Origin of the sequence: Alcaligenes sp. PF14, assembly GCF_037150615.1 — a bacterium.
GTDB lineage: Bacteria > Pseudomonadota > Gammaproteobacteria > Burkholderiales > Burkholderiaceae_B > Alcaligenes > Alcaligenes phenolicus.
The window spans coordinates 1-21,508 of record NZ_JBAGRS010000011.1 but is presented as its reverse complement, the minus strand read 5'-3'; the positions used below and the strand labels follow the sequence as shown (position 1 = coordinate 21,508).

The 21,508-nt window shown below is 55.9% G+C and carries 26 protein-coding genes; 5 read left to right on the top strand and 21 right to left on the bottom strand.

Annotated elements, in window-relative coordinates; translation table 11 throughout:
- Positions 1-98: 98 nt before the first annotated feature.
- From WFM49_RS18150 to WFM49_RS18115, 8 genes are all read right to left on the bottom strand, one after another.
- Entirely contained in the window at positions 99-1,052 is a 954-nt protein-coding gene (locus WFM49_RS18150) for a Gfo/Idh/MocA family oxidoreductase (protein WP_009456127.1), read from the bottom strand.
- Positions 1,053-1,091: 39 nt separating this feature from the next.
- Positions 1,092-1,940, bottom strand: coding sequence for a class III extradiol dioxygenase subunit beta (locus WFM49_RS18145; RefSeq protein ID WP_021446853.1), 849 nt, complete (start codon positions 1,938-1,940; stop codon positions 1,092-1,094).
- A gap of 12 nt (positions 1,941-1,952) precedes the next feature.
- A complete protein-coding gene (ligA, locus tag WFM49_RS18140; protein WP_009456123.1) occupies positions 1,953-2,345 on the bottom strand; it encodes a protocatechuate 4,5-dioxygenase subunit alpha in 393 nt (130 codons plus the stop codon).
- Positions 2,346-2,361: 16 nt separating this feature from the next.
- Positions 2,362-3,282, bottom strand: a complete 921-nt coding sequence (locus tag WFM49_RS18135; RefSeq protein ID WP_250756927.1) for an amidohydrolase family protein — start codon at positions 3,280-3,282, stop codon at positions 2,362-2,364.
- 10 nt (positions 3,283-3,292) lie between these two features.
- Positions 3,293-3,976: a 4-carboxy-4-hydroxy-2-oxoadipate aldolase/oxaloacetate decarboxylase gene (gene ligK / locus WFM49_RS18130; protein ID WP_009456120.1), complete on the bottom strand. Its 684-nt coding sequence runs from the start codon at positions 3,974-3,976 to the stop codon at positions 3,293-3,295.
- Positions 3,977-4,008: 32 nt separating this feature from the next.
- Positions 4,009-5,037, bottom strand: coding sequence for an amidohydrolase family protein (locus WFM49_RS18125; RefSeq protein ID WP_021446852.1), 1,029 nt, complete (start codon positions 5,035-5,037; stop codon positions 4,009-4,011).
- A gap of 25 nt (positions 5,038-5,062) precedes the next feature.
- Positions 5,063-6,439 carry an MFS transporter gene (locus WFM49_RS18120; protein WP_009456119.1) on the bottom strand — a complete coding sequence of 459 codons (1,377 nt, stop codon included), beginning with the start codon at positions 6,437-6,439 and terminating at the stop codon, positions 5,063-5,065.
- A 119-nt stretch (positions 6,440-6,558) separates the two neighbouring features.
- Positions 6,559-7,668: a 4-oxalomesaconate tautomerase gene (locus WFM49_RS18115; protein WP_009456110.1), complete on the bottom strand. Its 1,110-nt coding sequence runs from the start codon at positions 7,666-7,668 to the stop codon at positions 6,559-6,561.
- Positions 7,669-7,804: 136 nt separating this feature from the next.
- On the opposite strand from WFM49_RS18115, the gene WFM49_RS18110 reads away from it, so the two are divergent.
- Complete coding sequence (locus WFM49_RS18110; RefSeq protein ID WP_022983202.1) at positions 7,805-8,761, top strand: LysR family transcriptional regulator; 957 nt, start codon at positions 7,805-7,807, stop codon at positions 8,759-8,761.
- On the opposite strand, the gene WFM49_RS18105 is transcribed toward WFM49_RS18110, so the two are convergent.
- The 6 genes from WFM49_RS18105 to pobA all read right to left on the bottom strand — a co-directional run bounded on the left by WFM49_RS18105 (position 8,758) and on the right by pobA (position 15,372).
- Positions 8,758-10,131 (bottom strand): MFS transporter, encoded by a 1,374-nt coding sequence (locus tag WFM49_RS18105; protein ID WP_336974748.1) that lies wholly within the window; start codon positions 10,129-10,131, stop codon positions 8,758-8,760. The two genes, WFM49_RS18110 and WFM49_RS18105, sit on opposite strands and share 4 nt — an antisense overlap.
- 104 nt (positions 10,132-10,235) lie before the next feature.
- On the bottom strand, positions 10,236-11,687 hold the full coding sequence (locus tag WFM49_RS18100) for an aldehyde dehydrogenase (RefSeq protein WP_009456104.1): 1,452 nt from the start codon (positions 11,685-11,687) through the stop codon (positions 10,236-10,238).
- A 36-nt stretch (positions 11,688-11,723) separates the two neighbouring features.
- A complete protein-coding gene (locus WFM49_RS18095; RefSeq protein WP_009456102.1) occupies positions 11,724-13,289 on the bottom strand; it encodes an FAD-binding oxidoreductase in 1,566 nt (521 codons plus the stop codon).
- 10 nt (positions 13,290-13,299) lie between these two features.
- A complete protein-coding gene (locus tag WFM49_RS18090) occupies positions 13,300-13,791 on the bottom strand; it encodes a hypothetical protein (protein ID WP_021446850.1) in 492 nt (163 codons plus the stop codon).
- A 10-nt stretch (positions 13,792-13,801) separates the two neighbouring features.
- A complete protein-coding gene (locus tag WFM49_RS18085; RefSeq protein ID WP_250756931.1) occupies positions 13,802-14,077 on the bottom strand; it encodes a c-type cytochrome in 276 nt (91 codons plus the stop codon).
- 125 nt (positions 14,078-14,202) lie between these two features.
- On the bottom strand, positions 14,203-15,372 hold the full coding sequence (gene pobA, locus WFM49_RS18080; RefSeq protein ID WP_009456098.1) for a 4-hydroxybenzoate 3-monooxygenase: 1,170 nt from the start codon (positions 15,370-15,372) through the stop codon (positions 14,203-14,205).
- A 620-nt stretch (positions 15,373-15,992) separates the two neighbouring features.
- Here pobA and WFM49_RS18665 point away from each other — a divergent pair.
- From WFM49_RS18665 to WFM49_RS18070, 3 genes are all read left to right on the top strand, one after another.
- Entirely contained in the window at positions 15,993-16,331 is a 339-nt protein-coding gene (locus WFM49_RS18665; protein ID WP_442893041.1) for an aldehyde dehydrogenase family protein, read from the top strand.
- Between the two features lie 175 nt (positions 16,332-16,506).
- A complete protein-coding gene (locus WFM49_RS18075) occupies positions 16,507-16,752 on the top strand; it encodes a hypothetical protein (protein WP_336974742.1) in 246 nt (81 codons plus the stop codon).
- A 24-nt stretch (positions 16,753-16,776) separates the two neighbouring features.
- Positions 16,777-17,004, top strand: a complete 228-nt coding sequence (locus WFM49_RS18070) for a helix-turn-helix domain-containing protein (protein WP_250756933.1) — start codon at positions 16,777-16,779, stop codon at positions 17,002-17,004.
- A gap of 49 nt (positions 17,005-17,053) precedes the next feature.
- Here WFM49_RS18070 and WFM49_RS18660 read toward each other — a convergent pair whose 3' ends face one another.
- Positions 17,054-17,275 (bottom strand): aldehyde dehydrogenase family protein, encoded by a 222-nt coding sequence (locus WFM49_RS18660; protein WP_082453594.1) that lies wholly within the window; start codon positions 17,273-17,275, stop codon positions 17,054-17,056.
- A gap of 56 nt (positions 17,276-17,331) precedes the next feature.
- Complete coding sequence (locus WFM49_RS18065) at positions 17,332-17,766, bottom strand: hypothetical protein (protein WP_009456088.1); 435 nt, start codon at positions 17,764-17,766, stop codon at positions 17,332-17,334.
- Positions 17,767-18,071: 305 nt separating this feature from the next.
- Between WFM49_RS18065 and WFM49_RS18060 the strand changes: the two genes are divergently transcribed.
- Positions 18,072-19,130 (top strand): DUF1176 domain-containing protein, encoded by a 1,059-nt coding sequence (locus WFM49_RS18060; RefSeq protein WP_031232318.1) that lies wholly within the window; start codon positions 18,072-18,074, stop codon positions 19,128-19,130.
- Positions 19,131-19,555: 425 nt separating this feature from the next.
- Here the strand turns inward: WFM49_RS18060 and WFM49_RS18055 are convergent, their stop codons facing one another.
- The 5 genes from WFM49_RS18055 to WFM49_RS18035 all read right to left on the bottom strand — a co-directional run.
- Positions 19,556-19,783, bottom strand: a complete 228-nt coding sequence (locus tag WFM49_RS18055) for a helix-turn-helix domain-containing protein (RefSeq protein ID WP_336974739.1) — start codon at positions 19,781-19,783, stop codon at positions 19,556-19,558.
- A 90-nt stretch (positions 19,784-19,873) separates the two neighbouring features.
- Entirely contained in the window at positions 19,874-20,101 is a 228-nt protein-coding gene (locus WFM49_RS18050; protein ID WP_336974736.1) for a hypothetical protein, read from the bottom strand.
- Positions 20,102-20,206: 105 nt separating this feature from the next.
- Positions 20,207-20,506 carry a hypothetical protein gene (locus tag WFM49_RS18045; protein WP_336974734.1) on the bottom strand — a complete coding sequence of 100 codons (300 nt, stop codon included), beginning with the start codon at positions 20,504-20,506 and terminating at the stop codon, positions 20,207-20,209.
- Positions 20,499-20,672: a hypothetical protein gene (locus WFM49_RS18040; protein ID WP_336974732.1), complete on the bottom strand. Its 174-nt coding sequence runs from the start codon at positions 20,670-20,672 to the stop codon at positions 20,499-20,501. The genes WFM49_RS18045 and WFM49_RS18040 overlap by 8 nt, the downstream gene beginning before the upstream one ends.
- The coding region (locus tag WFM49_RS18035) for a hypothetical protein (protein WP_336974729.1) at positions 20,669-21,508 on the bottom strand (840 nt) is incomplete at its 5' end. The genes WFM49_RS18040 and WFM49_RS18035, both read right to left, overlap by 4 nt.

Genomic DNA, 21,508 nt, shown 5'->3' with positions numbered 1-21,508 from the left:
TTTTGTTATCCTGCCTGTTGTTCGCCCCCTCCACCTGACGATATGCTTGCCGTTGTCGCGCAGATAGCCTCGTTTGCAGGAAGGGGCGGTGCAGACTCTTAGGCGGTCAGTTGTTTTTCGAGCAGGTCCAGTGTCTCATAGCAGGCCAGGACCGAGGCCACGCTGGAGTTGGGTTCGCGATTTTCCAGAATAGCCGCGATAAACTCCCGGTCCTGCAATTCGATGCCGTCCATGGATACATCCACGTGGGAGACATCGATTACTTCGTCTTTGCCGGTGGTGAGGTCGTCGTAGCGGGCCAGATAGGTTCCGTTGTCGCAGATGTAGCGAAAGAACGTGCCGAAAGGGCCGTCATTGTTGAACGATAGCGATAGCGTGCATAGTGCGCCGTTTTCTGTCAGCAACTGGATGGACATGTCCATGGCAATGCCAAGCTCAGGATGGATAGGGCCTTGGATGGCATTGGCCTTGATGACTTTGGAGCCGGTCTGGTATTGAAAAAGATCGACAGTGTGCGCGGCATGATGCCAGAGCAGGTGGTCTGTCCAGGAGCGCGGTTTGCCCAGGGCGTTGGTGTTGCTGCGGCGGAAAAAATAGGTCTGTACATCCATCTGCTGAATGTTCAATTCACCCGCCTTTATCTTTTGATGAATCCACTGATGGCTGGGGTTGAAGCGGCGCGTGTGGCCAACCATGGCCACTAGGCCCTTTTCCTGTTGTACTTGCAGCACTTCCTGGGCACCGGCCAGGGTGTCCGCCAAGGGAATTTCAACCTGTACGTGTTTGCCCGCTTTCAGGCATGCCAGTGTTTGCGCAGCGTGCATCTGAGTAGGGGTGCACAAGATGACGGCATCGACCTCCTGACTGGCCAGCGCCTCGTTCAGATCGCCCGAGGCGTGGGGGACGCCGTATTTTTGCGCTACTTCCTGGGCCTTGGCCTGGGTGCTGGACACGATATAGGTGACCTGGGCTTCGGGGATACGGGCCAGGCCGTCCAGGTGCTTGATGCCGAAGGCGCCTGCGCCTACCAGTGCAATATTGACTTTTTTCATTTCTATTTCCTTTCGTTCAGAGCGTGGGGCCAAGCCCGCTCACGCAGTCTCTTTGTTTTCCAGGATCAGGTGTCCGACCGCGGTATTGGAGGCGGGCACATGGTAGAAGCGGTGGCGCACATCGACGTGTGGATTCATGGCGCCACGCGCGACCAGCCACATCACCAGCTCGATGCCTTCCGAGCCTGCCTCACGCACATAGTCGATATGGGGCACGCGAGCCAGGGCATCGGGGTCGGCAATCAGGCGATCCAGGAACTGGTTGTCCCATTGGGCGTTGATCAGTCCGGCGCGGGGGCCTTGCAACTGGTGGCTCATGCCGCCTGTGCCCCAGATCTGTACATTCAGGTCTTCGTCATACGAGGCGACCGCGCGACCGATCGCCCGGCCCAGATCCAGGCAGCGCTGGCCGGATGGGGCCGGATACTGAACTACGTTGACGTGCAAGGGGATTACGGGGCAGGGCCATTGTTCGACTTGACCGAACATCAGGGAAAGTGGAACGGTCAGGCCGTGGTCTACTTCCATTTTGTTGCACAGCGTCAGATCGAAGTCGTCCTGAATGACCGAGTGGGCAATATGGGCCGCCAGTTCGGGGTGCCCTTGTACCGTGGGGACAGGGCGTTTGCCCCAGCCTTCGTCACTGGGTTCAAAAGAGGCGCCAGTGCCCAGGGCAAAAGTGGGAATCAGGTCCAGGCTGAAGTTGTTGGCGTGGTCGTTGTAGACCAGGATGATGACATCCGGTTTGTTTTCCTGCTCCCATTGCTTGGAGAATTCGTAGCCGTCGAACACTTTTTTCCAGTAGGGTTCGGTGTGCTTGCCCAGGTCCAGCGCGGCACCAATAGCAGGAACATGCGAGGTATAAACAGAGTGTTTGATCTTTGCCATGATAGGTTCCGGTTATTTTTCTTGTTCGTGTAAGTAGCGGTTGCCCTCGGGGGAGCGGCCACCCTTGAGCATCATTTCCCGATAGTCCTGTTCGCTCATACCGGTCATGCTGCCTGCCATTTGTTGGAAGGACAGGCCATCGGTAGCGCCGATCTTGGCCAGAAAGTAGATGTTGCCACCCAGTTGCATGCAGCGATTCAGGTCACGACTGAGCACAGCCTGTTTTTGCTCCATGCTCATGGGCCACTCATCCAGATAGGCTGACTCGTCCGCTTTAAAGCGGGCCCGGTTTTCTGCCTTCATCAGTGACATGCAAAACTGGTTCAGGTGGTAGCCCTTACGCGATTGTTCCGAGTCAAAAATAATCGTTCCCGGTATATCCTGGTACGGTTTGTCCAGTGCCATAGTTATCTCCTCAAATTCATGTCAACTCTTCTGGCCAATACAGGCGCATCGGGTTGTCCACCAGTAGTAATTGTTGTTCTGCGGGACTGGGCGCAATTTGTGCCACGTAGTCAACCAGCAAACCGTCATCGGGCATATGGTCTTTCAGGTTGGGGTGGGGCCAGTCGGTCCCGAACAAAACGCGATCGGGGAACTGCTGCATCAATCGGCGTGCAAATGGTACGACATCCTGATACGCATGCTGCTCGCCATGCAGGGCGGCAGGACCGCTTTTGCTCAGACGCTCAGGGCATGAGAGCTTGGACCAGATGTTCGGGTGTTCGGCCATCAAGCGTACGAACAGGTCGAACTCGGCACTCTCTGCCCCTTGGCTGACATCCGGACGGCCCATATGGTCAACGACCACTGTGGTCGGTAGACCGGCGAAAAAATCCCATAGTTCTGGCAAATCCTGTGCCTCGAAGTACACCACCACATGCCAGCCCAAAGGCGCTATTTTATGGGCAACGTTCAGCAGTTCTTCTTTCGGCGTGAAATCGACCAGACGTTTGACAAAATTGAAACGCACACCGCGCACGCCGGCCTGGTGCATGGCGTCCAACTGCTGTTGCGTGACATCCGAGCTCAGGGTGACAACGCCACGCGCCTTGCCTTGTGAGGCCTGCAAGGCATCGAGCAAGGCGCTGTTGTCCTTGCCGTGACAGGTAGCTTGCACAATGACGTTGCGGGCAAAGCCCAGGTGGTCGCGCAAGGCAAACAGCTGCTGTTTGCTGGCATCGCAAGGAGTGTATTTGCGCTCGGGGGCGAAGGGGAACTGCTCAGCGGGGCCAAACACATGACAGTGGGCATCAACCGCACCAGCCGGTAACTGGAGTCGGGGTTTGGAGGGGGCGGCGTACCAGTCCAGCCAGCCGGGGGTTTTCTCAAAATGGCTCATCATCCTTCCTTCAGTCGATGTAACGGAGCCCGGCCTTCTCCAGGGGCTCACGCATTTTGTACATATCCAGGCCCAGGACACCGCTGGCCAGCTTGGCGCGTTTTTCACCCTCAAAACTTTCTCTTTTTTGGGCGGCCGCCAATGTAGCGGCGGCCTTGGCGGCGGGCACGCACACCACGCCATCATCATCAGCCACGATGACATCGCCCGGCGTGACCCACATGCCTGCACACACGACCGGAATATTGACCGAACCCAAGGTGGCCTTGATGGTGCCCTTGGAGGAAATGGCCTTGCTCCAGACCGGAAAGTTCATCGCCTGTAAGGTGTTGATGTCGCGCACTCCGGCGTCAATGATCAAGGCGCGCGCTCCACGGGCCTGGAAGCTGGTGGCCAGCAGGTCGCCAAAATAGCCGTCACTACACTCCGAGGTCACCGCGGCAACCACGATATCGCCGGGCTGAATCTGCTCGGCGACGACGTGCATCATCCAGTTGTCGCCCGGTTGCAGCAGCACCGTGACGGCAGTGCCGGAGACTTGCTGACCGGAGTAAATCGGGCGCATATAAGGTTTGAGTAGACCGACACGGCCCATGGCCTCGTGAACAGTGGCCGAGCCCAGGGCCGCCAGTGCATCGGCGGCCTGGCGGTCGGCTCGTTGAATGTTGCGGTACACGACACCCAGTTCGTACATGGTTGATTCCTTGATGAATAGTTGCAGGCGGCTTACAAGCCTTTTTTCTTCAGCGCAGCGTCCAGGCGCGGGAACACGCGGCGTGCGTTGCCTTCGTAGATCTGGTGACGTTCCTGTTCGCTCAGGTTAAGCGTGGCTTCGATATAGCGTTTGGTATCGTCGTAGTAGTGACCGGTCGTGGGGTCAATGCCGCGCACCGCGCCAATCATTTCGCTGGCAAACAAGATATTCTTGACAGGAATGACCTCGGTCAGCAGGTCGATGCCAGGCTGATGGTAGACGCAGGTGTCAAAGAAAATGTTGTTGAGCAGGTGCTCGTCCAGCAGGGGCTTTTTCAGCTCCTGTGCCAGACCTCGGAAACGGCCCCAGTGATAGGGCACGGCGCCGCCACCATGGGGGATCAGGAACTTGAGCGTGGGAAAGTCTTTGAACAGATCGCTGGTCAGACATTGCATGAATGCGGTGGTATCCGCGTTCAGATAATGGGCGCCGGTGGTGTGAAAGCAGGCGTTGCAACTGGTGGAGACGTGGATCATGGCAGGAATGTCGTACTCCACCATTTTTTCGTAAATGGGGTACCAGGAGCGGTCGGACAGCGGCGGGGCCGTCCAGTGGCCACCGGACGGGTCGGGATTCAGGTTGATGCCGACGTTGCCATACTCTTCCACACACTTGACTAGCTCGGGAATGCAGGTTTTGGGATCTACGCCCGGCGATTGCGGGAGCATGGCAGCCGGGATGAAATGGTCAGGAAACAGTTCGCTGACGCGATAGCACAGCTCATTGCAAATGGCGGCCCAGGTGCTGGAGGTCTCGAAGTTGCCGATATGGTGGGCCATGAAACTGGCACGAGGACTGAAGATGGTCAGGTCCGAGCCGCGTTGTTTCATCAGCTTGAGCTGGTTGTTCTCGATGGTCTCGCGGATCTCGTCATCGCTGATCTTCAGATCACTGGCGCGGGGCGTTTGATTGGGGTCTTTCAGGCCGGCGATCTGCAAGTCGCGCCAAGCCCCCAGTGCGGCGGGGGCCGTGGTGTAGTGCCCGTGTACGTCGATGATCATGGGAGGGTCTCCTGCGTCTTGATGTTTAAGGGTTAATGAGAGGGGGAGTCGTGCCGCCTTGCGGCTGTGCACGGCTGTATTGCTTGATGAGGAGGGCGGCCATGGCGATGACGCCTGGGATGGCCACAACGGTAAAGATCTGACTGAAATCCAGCTCGCGTGCCGTCAGCTCGGCCACCAGGAAAGAGCCGGCAATACCGCCAAAACGACCGATGCCCAGCATCCAGGCCACGCCCGTGGCGCGTCCCCGAGTGGGGTAGTAGGCGGCCGCCAGTGCAGGCATGGAGGACTGTGCGGTATTCATCAGCGTGCCGGCCAGAAACACGACCACAACCAAGCCGCCCAGATGTCCGGCCATCTGGCCAATCCACCAAATGGATAGAGCGGTCAGCGCGTAGCCCAGAGCGATGATGCGGTTGGCGTTGAAGCGATCCATCAACCAGCCAGAGAGCACGGCACCCACACCGCCCAACGGGAAGAGAGCGGCAACCAGCGTGCTGGTCTGGGATGCCAGTCCGGCTTCTTTGAACAGCACGGGCATCCAGTTCATCAAGGCGTAGAAAATGACCAGTCCCATGAAATAGGCCAGCCAGAGCATGAGTGATCCCAAGCGGTATTCACGCGATAACACGATACCGATACCATTGTGGGCGGCAGGCTGGGAGCTGGTCTCGGTCAGCGTAAAGCGTTGGACGCTGTCCACAGCCTTGCCGGCAATGGGGGCCAGCGCCCGGCGGATACGGTCGGCGGAGTCATGTCGGGCGACCATGTGGCGCACGGACTCGGGCAGCTTCGGGATCAGCACGAGCAGTAGTATCAAGGGGGCGATGCCACCCAATATCAATACACTGCGCCAGCCAAATTGGGGAATCATCCAGGATGCCAGAAAGCCGCCCAGGGCGGCCCCCAGAGGAAAGCCGCAGAACATGGCATTGGTCAGGGTGGCGCGACGGGCATCGGGGCAGTATTCGCTCATCAAGGTGACAGCGTTGGGCATGGCGGCTCCCAGACCCAAACCGGTCACAAAGCGCAGAACAGCCAATGTCCAGATGTCCGGGGAGAAGCCTGAGGCCAGGCAGGCGAGGGCAAAGATGGCTACCGAGCTGACCAGCACCGTCTTTCTGCCCAGCCGATCAGCCAGTGGCCCCGACAGCAAGGCCCCCGTTGCCAGACCGAACAGGGCAGCGCTCAGTACGGGTGCCAGGGCGGGCTTGCTGACACCCCACTCGGCGATCAAAGAGGGGGCGATATAGCCGATGGCGGCAGTATCAAAGCCATCGAGCAGCACAATCAGAAAGCACAAGCTGAAGATGAGCCATTGAAAGCCAGAGAAGGGGTGCTCATTGAGCAGCGTTTGCACATCAAGGCTGGGCTGGTCTGTTTTGTCAGCTAGGGATGTCATGGTTTGTCTCGTCCAATATCATTATTTTTCGGTGGGCACCGTATGCGCAGGCGCAGCCCACCCCCTGCCACCGCAGTGGCGCAAGCCCTGCGGTGTTCTTTTTTTTGTTTGAAATGCGTTTAGTTCGAGTGCGGGACCAGAACGTCGCCGCGCATCAGTGCTCTTGCGGTGCGCAGCAACGCTGCCTTGGTCACAATCTCGGGGTTTTCGGGGTCGCTATCGAGTGTGACGCTGAATTCGCCGGTGGGATGTTCGACCGACAGCGTGACCGGACCCAGGCTTTGCTCGAAGCGGGCGATCCCCTCGCAAACGGTGCCTGGCATTTTGATGGCCGTACCCACTGTCACGGCAGCGAGCACCCCAATGGCCTCATGGCATACATGGGGGATGAAACTACGGGTGGTCACAGCGCCGCCGTGTTCAGGCGGGGCGATCAGTGTCATCTTCGGGTAATTCTTGGTCGAGACATCGCCCAGTCCCATACGTTCGGATATCTGCAGGCGCAACGCTTCTACGCGTCGCTTCAGTTCCGTATTGGCGTTTAGCTCAGCCACGCTTTCCAGGCCGCTTACTCCTACATCAGTCGCCTTGAAAATCACTAGCGGCATACCGTTGTCAATGCAGGTGACATCCAGGGTGAACGGAGGCAAGCCATCCGCATGAACGGTGATGGTGTCTTTGGGTTTGCCCGTGGGCAGCAGTCCCGAGCAAACCGAGCCTGCCGTATCCAGAAAATTGATGGCAATCGGGGCGCTGGTGCCCGGTACGCCGTTGATCGCGGCATTACCTTCGTAGCTGATTTCGCCTTCGGGTGTTTGCACCTGAATTTCACTGACCATGCCGGTATTGAGCGTCAGGACCTTGACCGTAGTGGTGGGGCCTTGGGCCTGGATCAGGCCTTTTTCCAAGGCAAAGGGGACGACCGCCGCCAGCATATTGCCGCAATTGGGTTTGGTGTCCACCAGGTCAGAGTCGGGTTGCAACTGGGCAAACAAAAAGCTCAAGTCAGCTTGTCCGGTGCTGCAGATATCCACGATCCCCACTTTGCTGGTCAAGGCATGGGCGCCACCAATGCCATCGATCTGTCGACGGTCGGGCGAGCCCATCAGCCTGAGCAGTAGTCGATCCCGCTCTTGGATATTTTCGGGCAGATCTTTGGCGTAGAAGAATGGACCTTTGGATGTACCCCCCCGCATCAGGATACAAGGAATGCTATATTGGCTGGCCATAGGTGGTGCTCCATAGGTCACTGAAAAAACAGGCAAACTGCGAGGCACATTGACTGTGTTCCCATTCGCTCTTGCTATGCGTACCTATTTTAGTAAGCCCGATAAAAGTTAAAAGAACGAAACCCGACTAGTAGATATGTCAAAAAAACATAGCGAAGACAAGCGCCCTATGGAATACGTGATCGATCTCAAGCAATTAAGCTACTTCACGCATGTGGCCGAACTGGGCAGCTATACCCGAGCTGCAGAATTTACCAATGTGGCTCAGCCAGTCCTGAGCCGGCAGATTCGCAAGCTGGAAATTGATTTGCGGCAGAATTTGCTGATTCGTCACGGGCGCGGTGTCATGCTGACCGACGCCGGCAAGATCTTGCTCAAGCACAGTCGTCTGATCTTGCGCCAGTTGGAGCAGGCGCAGGAGGATCTGAGTCTGTCTGAGGGCAAGCTGACCGGGCACATGTATTTAGGTTTGCCGCCCACGGTGGCGCGCACCATTTCTTTGGATGTCGTGCAGGCGTTCAAGGAACAATTACCCGATGCACACCTGACGATTATCGAGTCACTGACGGTTAATCTGGAGGAGCAAATTCATCTGGATCGGGTCAATATGGGATTGCTGTACAACCCCTCTTCCTCGCCAACACTGGAGACGCAGCTTCTGGCCGAGGAACAGTTGCACCTGATCTGCGGTGTGGACAGCCCTTATGCGCAGGGACGCAGCCGCATCGCGCTTAAAGATCTGGCCGATATTCCGCTGATCATGCCTAGCCTGTCCAACAGTTTTCGGATGTTGGTGGAAAAAGAGATGCAAAAGCTCAATCTGAAGCCGCAGATCGAGTTTGAAATCAACAGTGTGGGGGTGATTATTCAATTGCTGGCCAAAGGCATGGGGGCTGCCATTTTGTCCCGCTCGGTGTTGGAGTTCATCCCGCAAAGTGGCTTATTGACGGCTATTCCAATCGAGCAGCCGGCCTTGGTCAATCGTTTGTATCTGGCCTATTCCTCCAAACGTTTGCCCACCAAACTCCAGGTTAAAGTGCGGCAGATCCTGATTGATATTTGCCAGCGACATTTTCCTGGCCGGGATGATTAAGCGCCTTGCTTTTGGGTCATGTTATGCCCATCCATGGCATGCAAGCGTCGAAAAAGGAATGCGGAGCTCAGGGTAATGAGCCCGACAATGACAAACGTGAACTGGAAGGCGGTGGTGGCTGTCTGTACGGATGAGGCGCCAAATAGGGCTTGTCCGTAGCGCAGAAGCATGGCACCTATAGCGGTTCCCAAACCCATGGCCAGTTGCTGGTTTACCGCCATCAGGCTATTGCCACTGCTTTTTTGATAGGGACGCAATCTGGCCATGGTCAGGGTGTTGACGGCGCTGAACTGAATCGAATTGGCGGCTCCCAAAAGCAGTAAGTGCAGACTGATCCACAAGGTACTGGTCTGCGCGTCAATAAAAGCCAGCGCTGTAATCAGCAGGCCGATCAGGATGGTATTGCTTAGCAAAATGGACCGATAGCCAAATCGGTTCAGCAATGGGTGCAAAAAGGGTTTGGCTGCCATGGCGGAAATGGCCATGGGCAACAGTAAGAAAGCGGATTGCACGGGGCTGTAGGCAAAGCTGATCTGAAACAGCATGGGCAGCAAAAAGGGCAATGCGGCCATGCCGATCCGGCTAAGCAGATTGCTGCTCAAACCAATCCGATAGGTACGTACAGACAGCAGATGGCCTGGATACAAGGCGTTTTGCTTGTGCGTGCCATGACGCTTGTAACCTAGCAGAAGAAGAAAACCGGCCAGTATTAACATCCCTGACAAAGCGGGGCTGGCGAGGCTGCCAGACAGTTCAAAGCCCAGCGTTAGCAGGCAGGCGCTGCCAGTGAACAGCAGAAAGCCGTGCAGATCCAGTTTTCCCGGCGTTTCGGTGTAGTTAGGCATCCACTTGCTGGCAAAAAACAGGGACAGCAGGGTAAAGGGCAGATTGATCAGGAAAATCCAGTGCCAACTGGCATATTGCACCAAATAGCCGCCTACCAGCGGCCCCAGTATGGGCCCCAGCAGAGCGGGCATGACGGCATAGTTCAGTACACGCAATAACTCGGCATTGCGAAATGATTTCATCAATACCAGCCGTGCCACTGGGGTCAGCAAGGCTCCGCCCATGCCCTGAATCACACGGGAGACCAGCAACATGGACAATTGCGAGGACAGGGCACACAACAGCGATCCCAGACCAAACAGAAACATGGCGGCCATGAAGATTCGTCGTGTGCCAAAACGGTCGCTCAGGTGCGCGCTGACGGGGATGCATACTGCCACAGTCAGGACGTAGCTGACGATGACCGACTGCATGTGCAGGGCTGAGGTGTTCAGGTCGCGGGCCATGCTGGGCAGCGCCGTGTTGAGCACGGTGACGTCCAGCATTTGCATGAAGATTGCCAACGCCAACAGTGCGGGCAACATTTTTTTTTGAAAAGGGGCAAGCGGTACAGAGGCAGGGTGAGGCATGACAACAGGGCGCAGGGTCGGCCCGGGACCGATCCTGCGCCCGGGCCTGCAGGCCAGATTTATAAAGGATACTGGCGGGGGGTAGTCTGGACGGTAATCCAGCGCAGTTCGGTGAACTCATTGATGGCGGACTTGCTGCCAAAGCGGCCATAACCGCTGGCTTTCATGCCGCCAAATGGGGCTTGGGCTTCATCATGGACGGTAGGTCCATTGATGTGGCAGATGCCGCTCTGGATCTGTTTGGCAATGCGCAGACCACGGTTTACATCCTGCGTGAATACTGCTGCCGCCAAGCCATATTCGCTATCGTTGGCCAAGCGGATTGCCTCGCTGTCCTCACGGTAGCGGGTCATGGTGACGACGGGGCCAAAGGACTCCGTGGCATAGAGCTGCATGTCGGGGGTGACGTCATTGACGATCAGCGGATGCATCAGGGCGCCCTCGATGTTCAGGGGCAGCGGCAAGGAAGCACCTTTGGCAACGGCGTCCTCCACCAGAGCCTGGATGCGCTGGGCAGACTGGACACTTTCCAGATAGGCAAAGCGCGTGTCTGCCTGATCGGGTGAGCCAACCGGAATGGTCTTGATTTTGGCGACCAGTTTTTCCAGAAATGACGGGGCAATCGATTCATGCACAATCAAGCGTTCGGTTGACATGCATATCTGACCTTGATTGAAGTAAGCGCCAAAGGCAACACCGGCGACGGCCTGTTCCAGATCGGCGTCCTCGCACACAATAACCGGTGCCTTGCCACCCAGTTCGAGCAGGACGGGTTTGAGGTATTTGGCGGCAGTTGCGGCGATGATCTTGCCAACTTTGGTGGAGCCGGTGAAATTGATGCGCTTGACCGCCGGGTGTGCAATGAGCTGCTCGACTACGGCAGGCGCATCTTCAGGGGCGTTGGTAATGACGTTGATCACGCCGGCTCCGACGCCTGCGTCATTGAGCACTTGTCCCAGCAGAACATGGGTGGCCGGACACTGTTCGGAGGCTTTCAGAATGACGGTGTTGCCGCAGGCCAGGGGCATGGCCATAGCACGAGTGGCCAGAATCACGGGTGCATTCCAGGGGGCGATGCTCACGACCACGCCGCAGGGGACGCGATAGGCCATGGACAGGCTGCCGGGCAGATCCGAGGGGATGATGGAGCCATCAATCTGCGTGGTCATGGCAGCGGCCTCGCGCAAGATGTTGGCCGATAAATGCACGTTGAAACCATACCAGGAGTCCGTCGAACCCGTTTCCTGACGTACTGTTGCGATAAATTCGGCCGCGCGCTCGTCCATGAGGTCAGCGGCTTTGAGCAGGCGCAGCCGGCGCTCGGTGGGGCCCAGGGCTGACCAGTGTACAAAGGCTTGTTCGGCGGCCTGCAGGGCGGCTTGCACATCCTCAGCTTGGGCGGCTGCCGCGATGGTCGCGGCTTGGCCTGTAACGGGGTTCTGGCGCGTAAATGTCCGTTGACCACTGGCGTCACGAAGCTGGCCATTGATCAATAGTTGACTGGTGTTCATTATGTCTCCTGCAATACTGCGGATAGATAGGCAAAGTTAAAACGGGTTGTTCAGGTCAATGCCGGATTTGCCCGGTGCCAGGATATTGTTCGGGTCCAGGGCGCGCTTGATCGCGTGTTCGACCTGGCGTTTCACCGTTCCGTATGATTGGGCGACCCGCTCCTGAAAGCGTGTATTGACCCGATACACGGCATACCCTTCTTTCTCGAACTCATCGAGCAGTTCATTAAAGCAGGCATCGGCTCGTGCTGTCTCTTGTGGATTGCTGCGATCGTAAAGCACATCGATGACATGGTGCATGTCTCGCCAGCCAACAATGAATTCACCGACGTAATCGAGCCCGTGCTTGTTCAAAATGGCCTTGGCCAGTGTTTTTTGCTTGTCGCACTCGCTGCCACGGGCCTGGCTGACGGGAGCGAACCACATGGAGCCACCACCTCCACGCCAGTTGTACAGGCCAAATTCCTGTAAATTGGGCACGCCCGACATCAGTTCGGCGCGGTATTTGAACGGTTGTGTGTCGCCGGCCTCTTCCTGGGTTACCAGCGTGCCTTTACCCATTTTCTTGACTGCTTCCTGGACAATTTTCCAGTTCACATCTACTTGTTCTTGTGTACCGTACAGGGCGGCGTAGACGTTCCAGGCTCCCAGGTTCTTGTCTTTCTGAATTTGCTTCAACACGCTGTCCGGAGTGGCGCCCGGTTCGCTCAGGTAGTCGCTGCGTCGGGTGTTGCAGGTAGCAGCTTCCCACAGAATATTGGCAATAACCACCGAGTTGGGGATAACCTGGGCAATGCGCAAGGGGCGAATCATCTCCACGATATCGGCAATATCGGCTTCTTCCTCGAATTTGATTTCAAAGGGTTTGTAGACCGGGGGTTTGGGCATGAGCCAAAACCCCATTTTGGTGCAAATGCCGTAATTAGCCTGGGTAAACATTCCGTCCAGCGTTGGGCCATATCCCCATTTGAAAACCTGCCAGGCCTTGTCACCTGGAACACTGCCCATTCCGGTACGCAATACCTGGCCGTCGGCCAGCACCAGCTCCATGCCGCATTGCATCATGAAGTGTTCGCCGTACGGGGTATAGCCCACGCCACGATCCATCGTATTGCCCAAAGGGCCGGCAATGGCCGAGGGCGCAGAAAAGGACAGCATGAGAGGAATGTTGTTGTCCTCCAGATAGTCGTAGAGCTGCTGATACGTCACCCCGGGTTCGACCAAAGCGGTGCACAGATCAGGGTCCACATGGAGGATCTTGTTCATTTTTTTCAGATCCAGCACCACCTGGCCCCGTTGTCCGGGCGCGGCCGAGCCATAACCGAAGTTGCGCCCAGTGGAAATGGTCCAGATAGGGATCTTGTATTCGTTGCAGATCTTGACGATCTGCTGTACCTGTTCCACGGTAGTGGCCGACAGCACCGCCGAGGGCGTATGCGCCTCTTCGGAGACCGACATCATGATTTTGGTGTAGGGCTGAATCTGTGCCGATTCCAGCAGGACATTTTCCTTGCCCAACAAGGTCTGGAACTGGGTCAGCGCCTGTTGAAACTGGGACTGATCTACCCCTTTGGGTAGCACCATTTGTTTGTTGTTTTGCACGACCCCCTCCTTAAATTTCGAGCATGAACGACACGTGATGGCCGTTTACGTAGTGTGTGTTTTGAATGGCAGATTGTATGGGTGCGGCCCCGGCCAAGGCAGCGCCCAGACCTTGGCTGTCCCGGGTGCTGAGCTGTGCGTGGTGGGCCTGCCAATGCAGACGGCCCTGAGCGTTGCGCAGCAGATCGATCACAATGGTGGCGCTGGCATCATCGACCAGCCCCAGGATTTTTTTAGGCCCTGTCTGCTCTAGCAGGGTTTGCCATTGGCGCAGAAAGGACAAGTCGGTGCTGGTGTACAGCACCTGGGGGGCTGACGCGGGCTGGTACGCCTGTACGCCACTGAGAAAGGCCGACGCGCATTGGCCCGGCGTAAGAATGACATGCAGGGGCGGCGCTTGCTGTACACGGTTTGCCCAGGCAGTGGCGGACGAACCCAGGCTGCCCAGGGCCGATCCTGTCAGTACCATGCCTTTGAGAACCTGACGACGTTGACTGTTCATGCCAGGCTCCTTATTTGCTGGTAGCGCTGGCGGGCACCCGGGCCGGGGAGGTGGACAGATACTGACCTAGCTCCTTGAGGGTGGCATCGTTGATATGGGTCTGCGGAAAGGCAGGCATGGCTCTTAGGCCGCTGCGCACAATAATGGCAAAGAACTCGGGCGGAAGCTGCCGGCCTTTCAGTTCCGGGCCAATTCCTGCTTCGTGACAGTAAATACAGGTTTTTTCGTAGGTTTTCTGCCCCAGTGTCTTTGCTTGTTCGGCGGCAGCGCTTGTCGAAAAACACAAGCTCCCCAGCCCCGCCAATGTCAGCAAGCGAGCTGTTCTGAGAGCGTGGCAAGTGAAGCCTTGTATTGCTGGCCTGTGGTAAGCCATATCCGTCTCCTGGTTACGATTGATTTTGATGTTTTTTGTTAGTAGGGAAGGCCAACATAGTTCTCGGCAAGCAGGCGGGCGCCGTGCTCGGAGTTCATCAGTTGATTAAATTCGGCTGCCTGAAGCTTGTGATCCCAATGATTCATGTCCGGGAAAGTGTGCATCATCCGGGTCATGTACCAGGAGAAACGTTCCGCTCCCCAGATACGTTTCAGACAACGATCTGAGTAGTTCTCTATTTTTTCGCGGCACTGGTTCTGGTAGAAGTCCAGCAGCGCCTCCGAGAGATACAAGACATCACTGGCGGCCAGATTCAGGCCCTTGGCCCCAGTGGGAGGCACAATATGGGCTGCATCACCTGCCAGGAACAGGTTGTGATGGCGCATGGGTTCGGTCACGAAGCTACGCAACGGAGCAATGCTTTTTTCAATGCTGGGGCCAGTGACCAGGTTGGCAGAACGTGTTGGCCCCAGGCGGGTGCGTAGTTCGTCCCAGAATCGCTCATCGGACCAGTCTTCTACCTTGTCACTCAAGGGCACTTGAAGATAGTAGCGGCTGCGTGTTTTGGAACGCTGGCTGCAAAGCACAAAGCCGCGCTCATGCTTGACATAGATCAGTTCGTCGGAGACCGGGGGGGTGTCTGCCATCAGGCCCAACCAACCAAAGGGATACACACATTCGTAGGTTTTCAGGATATCGGCCGGAATGGTGGGGCGTGATATGCCATGAAAGCCGTCACAGCCCACGATGAAGTCGCAGTCCAGACGGTGCGCCTTTCCTTCGTGCTTATAGGTGACATAGGGGTGGCTGCTTTCCACTTCATGCAAGGCCACATCTTGGGCTTCATAGACAGTTGTTGCACCGATCTTTTCACGCGCTTGCATCAAGTCGCGGGTGACTTCGGTCTGGCCATAGACCACGACATGGCGATTGACCAGTTTTTCAAAATCGACTCGGAACGAGGTGTTGTCGAACACCAGTTCGCAGCCATTGTGCACCAGGCCATTTTTTTTCAGATTATCGGTGACACCAGCCTGTTCCAGGGCATCGACGGTTACGCTTTCCAGCACACCGGCCCGAATGCGGCCCAGAACATAGTTTCCCGTTTGACGTTCAAGAATGACGTTGTCGATACCGTTTCGGGACAAGATTTGTCCCAGCAGCAAACCGGACGGGCCTGCTCCGATAATAGCTACCTGAGTTCGCATTTTTTTCTCCACCAAGATGTTGCTGTGTTGCTCGCTATTTGGCGTATTGTCGTGAAAAAATCAGCAGGCAAATACATCGAATATGTACTAGCAGCTATGCGTTTTTGTGCGAGCAGCCCATTTTGAGTAGCGGACTCAATTCTAGATGTTCTTTCTGCGCTCATCGGCATCACACAGGATGTTTTCAGGCTGTAGTTACTATAAAAAAGAAAGGAGTTGCTCCATGCACTTAACCATTCGCGCGTCCTTGCTCGCCGCGGGCATCTTATGCACCTCTATTCCTGAGTCTCAAGCCTAACGAGCTCTATTGTGAAGAGGGTACTGAGCTCAATGCTGATCTGGCCGTGTCTTTGGTATTTTGAGCAGCAAGCATAACTTTATAGATCGCCCGGACCGTATTGGCGCTGGCTCTGTTTTCGGTAGCCTGGGCTTGGTCAGCTCTGGCACTTAGGGCGACGGTGACCCTGGCGGTTATTCCATAGGGAAAGAAAGGCGTGCCAGTTTTGAGGATGCGTATTTGGGGTAGTGCTCGGAGGACTTGCTTCCCTGCTTGGGCCAGGATGGCATTGATATTTCCTTCGGTCGGCAAAGTATGACGCTTGCCCAGGAGGGCTGGTGGTATGACGCTGCCGCTAATCCAGGCAGAGGTATGGGCAGGGTGTTTGACCGAGGTGGCGCTTACTATGTGGGCCCTTGTCATTCTTTTGCCAAGACAGCTGTTTTCCGTTTGGGCGGCAGCGGCTCCGACCATGAAACCTGTCCCTCTGGAGTTGGGTGGCAAGTCTTCCACTGTTATTTGGGCTGATGCTGATGTGAGCCGAGCAGTGCCTGGTGCGGCCGCTGCTGTTTTCTTCAATTCTGGTCAAATATGTACAGTGGGCTCCCGCTTGCTGATTGATGCCGCGGTATATGAAGAAGTGATCGCGGGTGGTCGGGCTGGTTCGCTCCAGCCTGGGTGAGGGGGCAGTGGATTGGCTGGCGGCGATATGATTGATGAGGCGGGATGAGATTTGATCAGCCCCCGTTTTGACGGGGTATCGCGTGAAATGCCCGTTATACGTGGGGAAGTATCTGGTCCAGTGGTCTGTGCCTTGCGTATCGGGGAGCCCGCGGGCTACGCTGGATTCGTTTGGCATGTTTCAAGGCCATTGGCAAACCAGAGCATCCCTGCATGTAATGGCTCAGGCTGAGACCACGACGCTTAGTCACTGGATTCAGAATCGGGCCATTTGGCCGCGCAGTCAGGATACCCGGCTCAAGTCTGTGCTGGAATGTCATTTGCCGGACCTGATGGGGCCAGAGATTACGGTGGCGAAAGCTGTGACAGAGCAAGTAGAGGAAGCGATTGCCCGGCGTTTAGGGCGTGCGCCGGTAGGTTGAGATTCCATTACTTTGGTTCTGGGGATGTCGGCTCGATCTTTGCGTCGACGCTTGATGGAAGAGGGGGCATCTTTTCATAGCGCATCGCAGACCGTTCGCCAGGAGCGAGCACAAGCCATGTTGCAGTCTGCTGACCAGCCTTTGTCCGTCGTTGCCGAGCAGCTTGGTTATTCGGATACCGTGACTTTTTCGCGCGCCTTCAAAGAGTGGACGCGGGCTTCCCCGCGTCGTTTCTCCAGGCGGCAAAGCTGAGGCTGGTTTTTTTATCCCTTTTCAGCTCCGCCGTTGATGCTTGCCTGGCTCAAACAGCAAACCCAGGTTGCGGTAAGCTGTTTTGCACCGTGATGGCTTTCAGTTCCGAGTATATGTTCAAGGTTTCACGGCAGTGCTCGCGTCCTATGCCGCTTTCCTTCATGCCACCAAAGGGCGAGCCGCTCCTCAAGTTGAGGTATCGGTTGATCCAGACGTAGCTCTGGATACAAGCCAGGTGCCAATTTGTTGGACGGTCTATGAGTGCCTTCACCCCGTTAAGGCTCGTCCCTGGAAACAGCGCGCAGGCTGTAAGCCCCGGGCTGGTTACTACCTGAGCTCACGTACCTTGCAGCGAGTCTTTCCTTGCTCGTCCTCTCGGCAAGAGGTAGCTGCGGTGCCGTCGGCATCAAAATAAATCCCCATATTCTCTTTCTTGTTGTTGGGCGGGCCGAAGCGATTGGCCGGGTTTCTGTTCTGCTCAAGCTGGGGCAGGCGGTTGCGCTCAAGTTGCTGTTCTCGTGCCGCTTGGCGAGCCTTTTCCTCATTGTTCATCGCCTTCTGGAAGTTTCTGCTGAACTCCGAGTCCTTGGCCGGATCTTTAGGTGTGGCTGCCGAGGGACTCGCTTCGCGTGGCATGACGGAGGTCGAGCGCAGCTTTTTAAGGTCTTCAGTCGTGACGGAAAAATCCGGAGAAGCCGCGTGGCTGGCAACGGCGAGGAAACTGAGCAAGCCAACTGCAATAGGGTTCAGATATTTGCGCATCAGAATTTACTCGACGTGGATGAGGTTTGATTATCTATCGTTTGATAAACATGGCATGGTTTTTTTCTGCATTCTATACAGAGGATTGACACGAGCACAAACGGAAACAGGGCGAGCCAGGTGCCTGTGGCTTAGCCAGATAGCGACAAGCCTTGCAAGGGGACGATTGAACAGAATAATGTCACGAACACAGGCGGTCAGACGTTTAATGTGGTTTTCTGACATGGACTTGGGAAAACGCATTTAGCCTTGCCGCGACGTAATATGTGCTGTGTATCCAGATAACACCTTAGGGAGGAGAGAAAATGAGCGGGCAAAAACAAGATCACAGTGCGTTTTTTTCAGTACGAACAGCCGCCATATCGCTAGTACTTTGTATGGGAGGTGCAGCGGCTAATGCTGCGTCAGTGGCGTTTTCTCATAAAGACTGGGATCTACGTTGCGATAACACGCTAACCTGCCGCGCCGCCGGTTATGCGGCTGAAGGTGAAGAGCTGGGCTCAACGGTGTTATTGACGCGTAAAGCGGGCAGTGGAGAGCCGGTGGCAAATAGAGTCATGCTTGCACATTACGACGATCCCGAGTGGCCAAAAGGCTCAGTGCCAGAACTTGTTATTGCGGGCCGTAAAGCCGGTTCACTGAGTGTTGCGGGTGACGAGTCTTGGCAAATGAGTGAGGCGCAGTTAGCCCAGTTTTTGGCAGCCTTGAAAAAAGACGCCGTAATTTCCTTTCGTGGGAATGGCAGCACTTATGCATTCTCGGGGGCAGGTTCAAGTGCCGTCTTGTTGAAAATGGATGACGTTCAAGGACGTGTCAATACGCCAGGGGCTATTCTGCGTAAAGGGAAGGGCAGCGAGTCTACGGTCAAGGCACCTATTGCTGCGCCAGTTATCAACCGTGCCCCGGTAGTGGATAAAAGCTTGCGCCCCATGACAGCGCAAGAGGATGCCTTGATTCGGCCTGTGCTGTTGAAGGTACTTGCCGCTGATGAAGAGCAATCCTGTAGTGCTGACATGCTGTCCGAGCCATGGGAAATCGCACGATTGAATCAGCAGTTCTCCCTGGTTGGCGCGCCTTGCTGGTTAGCCGCTTACAACGGTGGGGCAGCCTATTTTGTGATCAATAACAATATGCAGTCTGCTCCGGTGTTAGTGAGTACCAGCGCTACTGATTACGATAATGGAATGATCTCGTCCAGCATGAAGGGGCGGGGCTTGGGCGATTGCTGGAGTTACGAGGCATCGGTCTGGGATGGAACCGACTTTGTTGAAAGTGAACGCGGCGACACCGGGCGCTGTGCTCTGATTCGCGCTGGGGGGGCCTGGAATATTCCGGAGCATGTCAGCCAAGTGGTCGGGCCGTGAGGTTATAAAAAAGCTACCGACGTGGCCTTGGAGTACTGATCCCCCCGGCTTTCGAGCCTGGGGGTTTATTTTTTTGGTTCTCAGCTCGGCAATGATGTGTTGGTGAGCGGAGAAACCTAACGGTTTCTGGGCTGGCTTGCTATGGCCGCTGCATGTTTGGCATTGCTTGCCATATGCCCATTTGCATGAGGCTAGCCGTGGGGCTTTTTTGGGGCCGTCTATGTGGAATAGTTGAAAGCAGGCGATTAATTGCTTCTGATGTTAAACCATTGATTTAACTGAGTTATTGATTATTTTATTTCAATGGTTTTAGATTAGCTGGTGCCGATGAAAGGCACCAAATTATTATAAAAATCAATGAGTTGGTGTTTCGGTGGGGAGTGATTGGGGAGGGCGCCCAACTCTCCCCATCTGTTGTGCGCATACTACTTTAACCGTAGGTAGCGGCGTAACTCGGCGCCCGTGACGCGCCCATCGACGGGCGTGATTTTCCCTTCTTGAATGCGCTTTTGCAGCGTGTTATAGCTGATGTTCAGTCGCTTGCAAACCTCTTTGTAGTGATAGCAGACCATGTCTTCAATTGCGAGCTGAGCGCCCTGGTGCGCTGCTCGGGTGAGCATAGCCTCCAACTGGTCGGGGTGAATGGCAATCATAGTCGTACTCCATCAAAAAACCCGCCTTGGGGGCGGGTAGATTCCAATCTTTGGCCGTTCTGGCCAGGACTTCCAAAATTCGATCTTGCATTAACGGGCCTGTCGAAACTCCCGTAGGAACCGCTGGCGGAACTGCTCTGTATCCAGCTCTGTGTTACCTACTGTGGTGTTCTCTGGGTTGTTCATCCAGTTCCACATTGCGGTACTGAGTAGCTGGGCTGCCGTGATCTGCTTTTGCAGGCTGTCGATTTCGCAAGCTACGCAGGTGCTGCCGCGATGTACTTGGGCTTCACTGTGTTTTTCACAGCTGTAGTTCATGTGTTTTTTCCTGATCAAAGAATTAAAGGGGCAGGCTGTCCACCCACTTGAGGAACAGCTCCCAGAGTGTTTTGCGTCCGGCCTCAGCGGCCTCGGGGGCAATGCTCATGCCCTAGCATCCTTTCCAGCTGGCGCCTGGCGCAGCATCTTGAGCAGGGCTGTCCGGTACTCACCCAGGCTCAGATACGAGATAGCGGACGCATCGCAGGCGACGAAGGCCTCGATGTTGGCCAGGGTTCTTTGGTGTTGGTCGATCCGGTTGGCTGCTTCGAGCATGATTGCCGTAGGCAGGACCACTCCCTCGGCAGGGCCACTAAAGTCCCGCCATCCAAGCTCCGGCTCCCCGTTTGCCTGGATCGGCCCTAATGGATACTTGCAGCGCAAGCGGTGGGTGAGGTCATCCATGGGTGGTCTCCTTGCGAGCAGTGCTGATTGCGCTGGCGATTTCATCAAGTCGGTCAACGATAACTAGCACCCAAATGCCAATAGCTGGAGCCCAACTACCTGCGGCCGCAACTACGATACCCACCAGAACAAGAGCGACGTTCCACCAGGAGATCATTTCTTTCATTGTCCTGGCTCCTTACGGGCTGCGTCCACCAGACGGCTGGCACGGTTATATCCAATGCCCAATCGGTTTGCCAGTCCAGTTGGATCAGAGACACCGCAATCCCTCACAAGCCAGTCTGCTGCGCCCTGTAGTGGGTCGGTGGTCTGCTTTGCGGGGGTGAGGTTTACCCGGCCTTGCCGGTGAAAATCGCGTAATACATGCTGGATCAGTGCATGGACTGCCATTGGAGAGCCGAATTCAACATAGCCTTGTGCGTTTTCGCGACCACCAACGTGTGCGATGCGCTGACCAAGGTTCATCCCGCGAGTTGGGTAGTCAGCCAACTCTCCGGCATTCCTGGATGGTTGGGCATCGCCAGTCATCAGGTTACGGATAGCATCGATGCAGATGTCGTACATCGCTAAGCCATCCTGTATGTTGAGGGCCACGTTCTGTCCTGAAAGCAAGGCTCGGCGGCGCATCAGCTCTTGCGCAGCTTCCTCCAAAACAGCATTGCGGCTGGCATTACCGGACGGTTCGATCATTTGCGCGGCGTCACGAAATTGATCGCCTGGAACAATTTTCGTGGCGTCAGGTAAATGGTCTGGGGGGTTAACTGAATCAAGCAAGATGCTCCATGCACCGGTCAAGCAGTACGCCAGATCACGGCCCGCTTGGTTCATTGCAGGCCGCATCCAGGCGATAGCGTCATCCAAACCCTTCATTGGGATCTTCTCAGGAACCATTCTCCAGCCTTGGGGCAACCCATCAGCACCGCTTACAGGTTGCTGCGCCCGCAGGGTTTCAATTTCCTTACGCAGCGCTTCAATCTCTGCATCCCTTGCTGGGATACCTGT

What these genes read in the sequence shown, in the direction of transcription:
- WFM49_RS18045 (WP_336974734.1), bottom strand. Translation starts at nt 20,506, where the DNA reads ATGGATGACCTCACCCACCGCTTGCGCTGCAAGTATCCATTAGGGCCG.
- WFM49_RS18050 (WP_336974736.1), bottom strand. Translation starts at nt 20,101, where the DNA reads ATGAACTACAGCTGTGAAAAACACAGTGAAGCCCAAGTACATCGCGGC.
- WFM49_RS18100 (WP_009456104.1), bottom strand. Translation starts at nt 11,687, where the DNA reads ATGAACACCAGTCAACTATTGATCAATGGCCAGCTTCGTGACGCCAGT.
- WFM49_RS18090 (WP_021446850.1), bottom strand. Translation starts at nt 13,791, where the DNA reads ATGAACAGTCAACGTCGTCAGGTTCTCAAAGGCATGGTACTGACAGGA.
- WFM49_RS18055 (WP_336974739.1), bottom strand. Translation starts at nt 19,783, where the DNA reads ATGATTGCCATTCACCCCGACCAGTTGGAGGCTATGCTCACCCGAGCA.
- WFM49_RS18110 (WP_022983202.1), top strand. Translation starts at nt 7,805, where the DNA reads ATGTCAAAAAAACATAGCGAAGACAAGCGCCCTATGGAATACGTGATC.
- WFM49_RS18060 (WP_031232318.1), top strand. Translation starts at nt 18,072, where the DNA reads ATGAGCGGGCAAAAACAAGATCACAGTGCGTTTTTTTCAGTACGAACA.
- WFM49_RS18070 (WP_250756933.1), top strand. Translation starts at nt 16,777, where the DNA reads ATGTCGGCTCGATCTTTGCGTCGACGCTTGATGGAAGAGGGGGCATCT.
- WFM49_RS18115 (WP_009456110.1), bottom strand. Translation starts at nt 7,668, where the DNA reads ATGGCCAGCCAATATAGCATTCCTTGTATCCTGATGCGGGGGGGTACA.
- WFM49_RS18105 (WP_336974748.1), bottom strand. Translation starts at nt 10,131, where the DNA reads ATGTTGCCCGCACTGTTGGCGTTGGCAATCTTCATGCAAATGCTGGAC.
- WFM49_RS18040 (WP_336974732.1), bottom strand. Translation starts at nt 20,672, where the DNA reads ATGAAAGAAATGATCTCCTGGTGGAACGTCGCTCTTGTTCTGGTGGGT.
- WFM49_RS18075 (WP_336974742.1), top strand. Translation starts at nt 16,507, where the DNA reads ATGTTTCAAGGCCATTGGCAAACCAGAGCATCCCTGCATGTAATGGCT.
- WFM49_RS18135 (WP_250756927.1), bottom strand. Translation starts at nt 3,282, where the DNA reads ATGAGCCATTTTGAGAAAACCCCCGGCTGGCTGGACTGGTACGCCGCC.
- WFM49_RS18665 (WP_442893041.1), top strand. Translation starts at nt 15,993, where the DNA reads ATGACGCTGCCGCTAATCCAGGCAGAGGTATGGGCAGGGTGTTTGACC.
- ligA (WP_009456123.1), bottom strand. Translation starts at nt 2,345, where the DNA reads ATGGCACTGGACAAACCGTACCAGGATATACCGGGAACGATTATTTTT.
- ligK (WP_009456120.1), bottom strand. Translation starts at nt 3,976, where the DNA reads ATGTACGAACTGGGTGTCGTGTACCGCAACATTCAACGAGCCGACCGC.
- WFM49_RS18145 (WP_021446853.1), bottom strand. Translation starts at nt 1,940, where the DNA reads ATGGCAAAGATCAAACACTCTGTTTATACCTCGCATGTTCCTGCTATT.
- WFM49_RS18065 (WP_009456088.1), bottom strand. Translation starts at nt 17,766, where the DNA reads ATGCGCAAATATCTGAACCCTATTGCAGTTGGCTTGCTCAGTTTCCTC.
- WFM49_RS18150 (WP_009456127.1), bottom strand. Translation starts at nt 1,052, where the DNA reads ATGAAAAAAGTCAATATTGCACTGGTAGGCGCAGGCGCCTTCGGCATC.
- WFM49_RS18120 (WP_009456119.1), bottom strand. Translation starts at nt 6,439, where the DNA reads ATGACATCCCTAGCTGACAAAACAGACCAGCCCAGCCTTGATGTGCAA.
- pobA (WP_009456098.1), bottom strand. Translation starts at nt 15,372, where the DNA reads ATGCGAACTCAGGTAGCTATTATCGGAGCAGGCCCGTCCGGTTTGCTG.
- WFM49_RS18125 (WP_021446852.1), bottom strand. Translation starts at nt 5,037, where the DNA reads ATGATCATCGACGTACACGGGCACTACACCACGGCCCCCGCCGCACTG.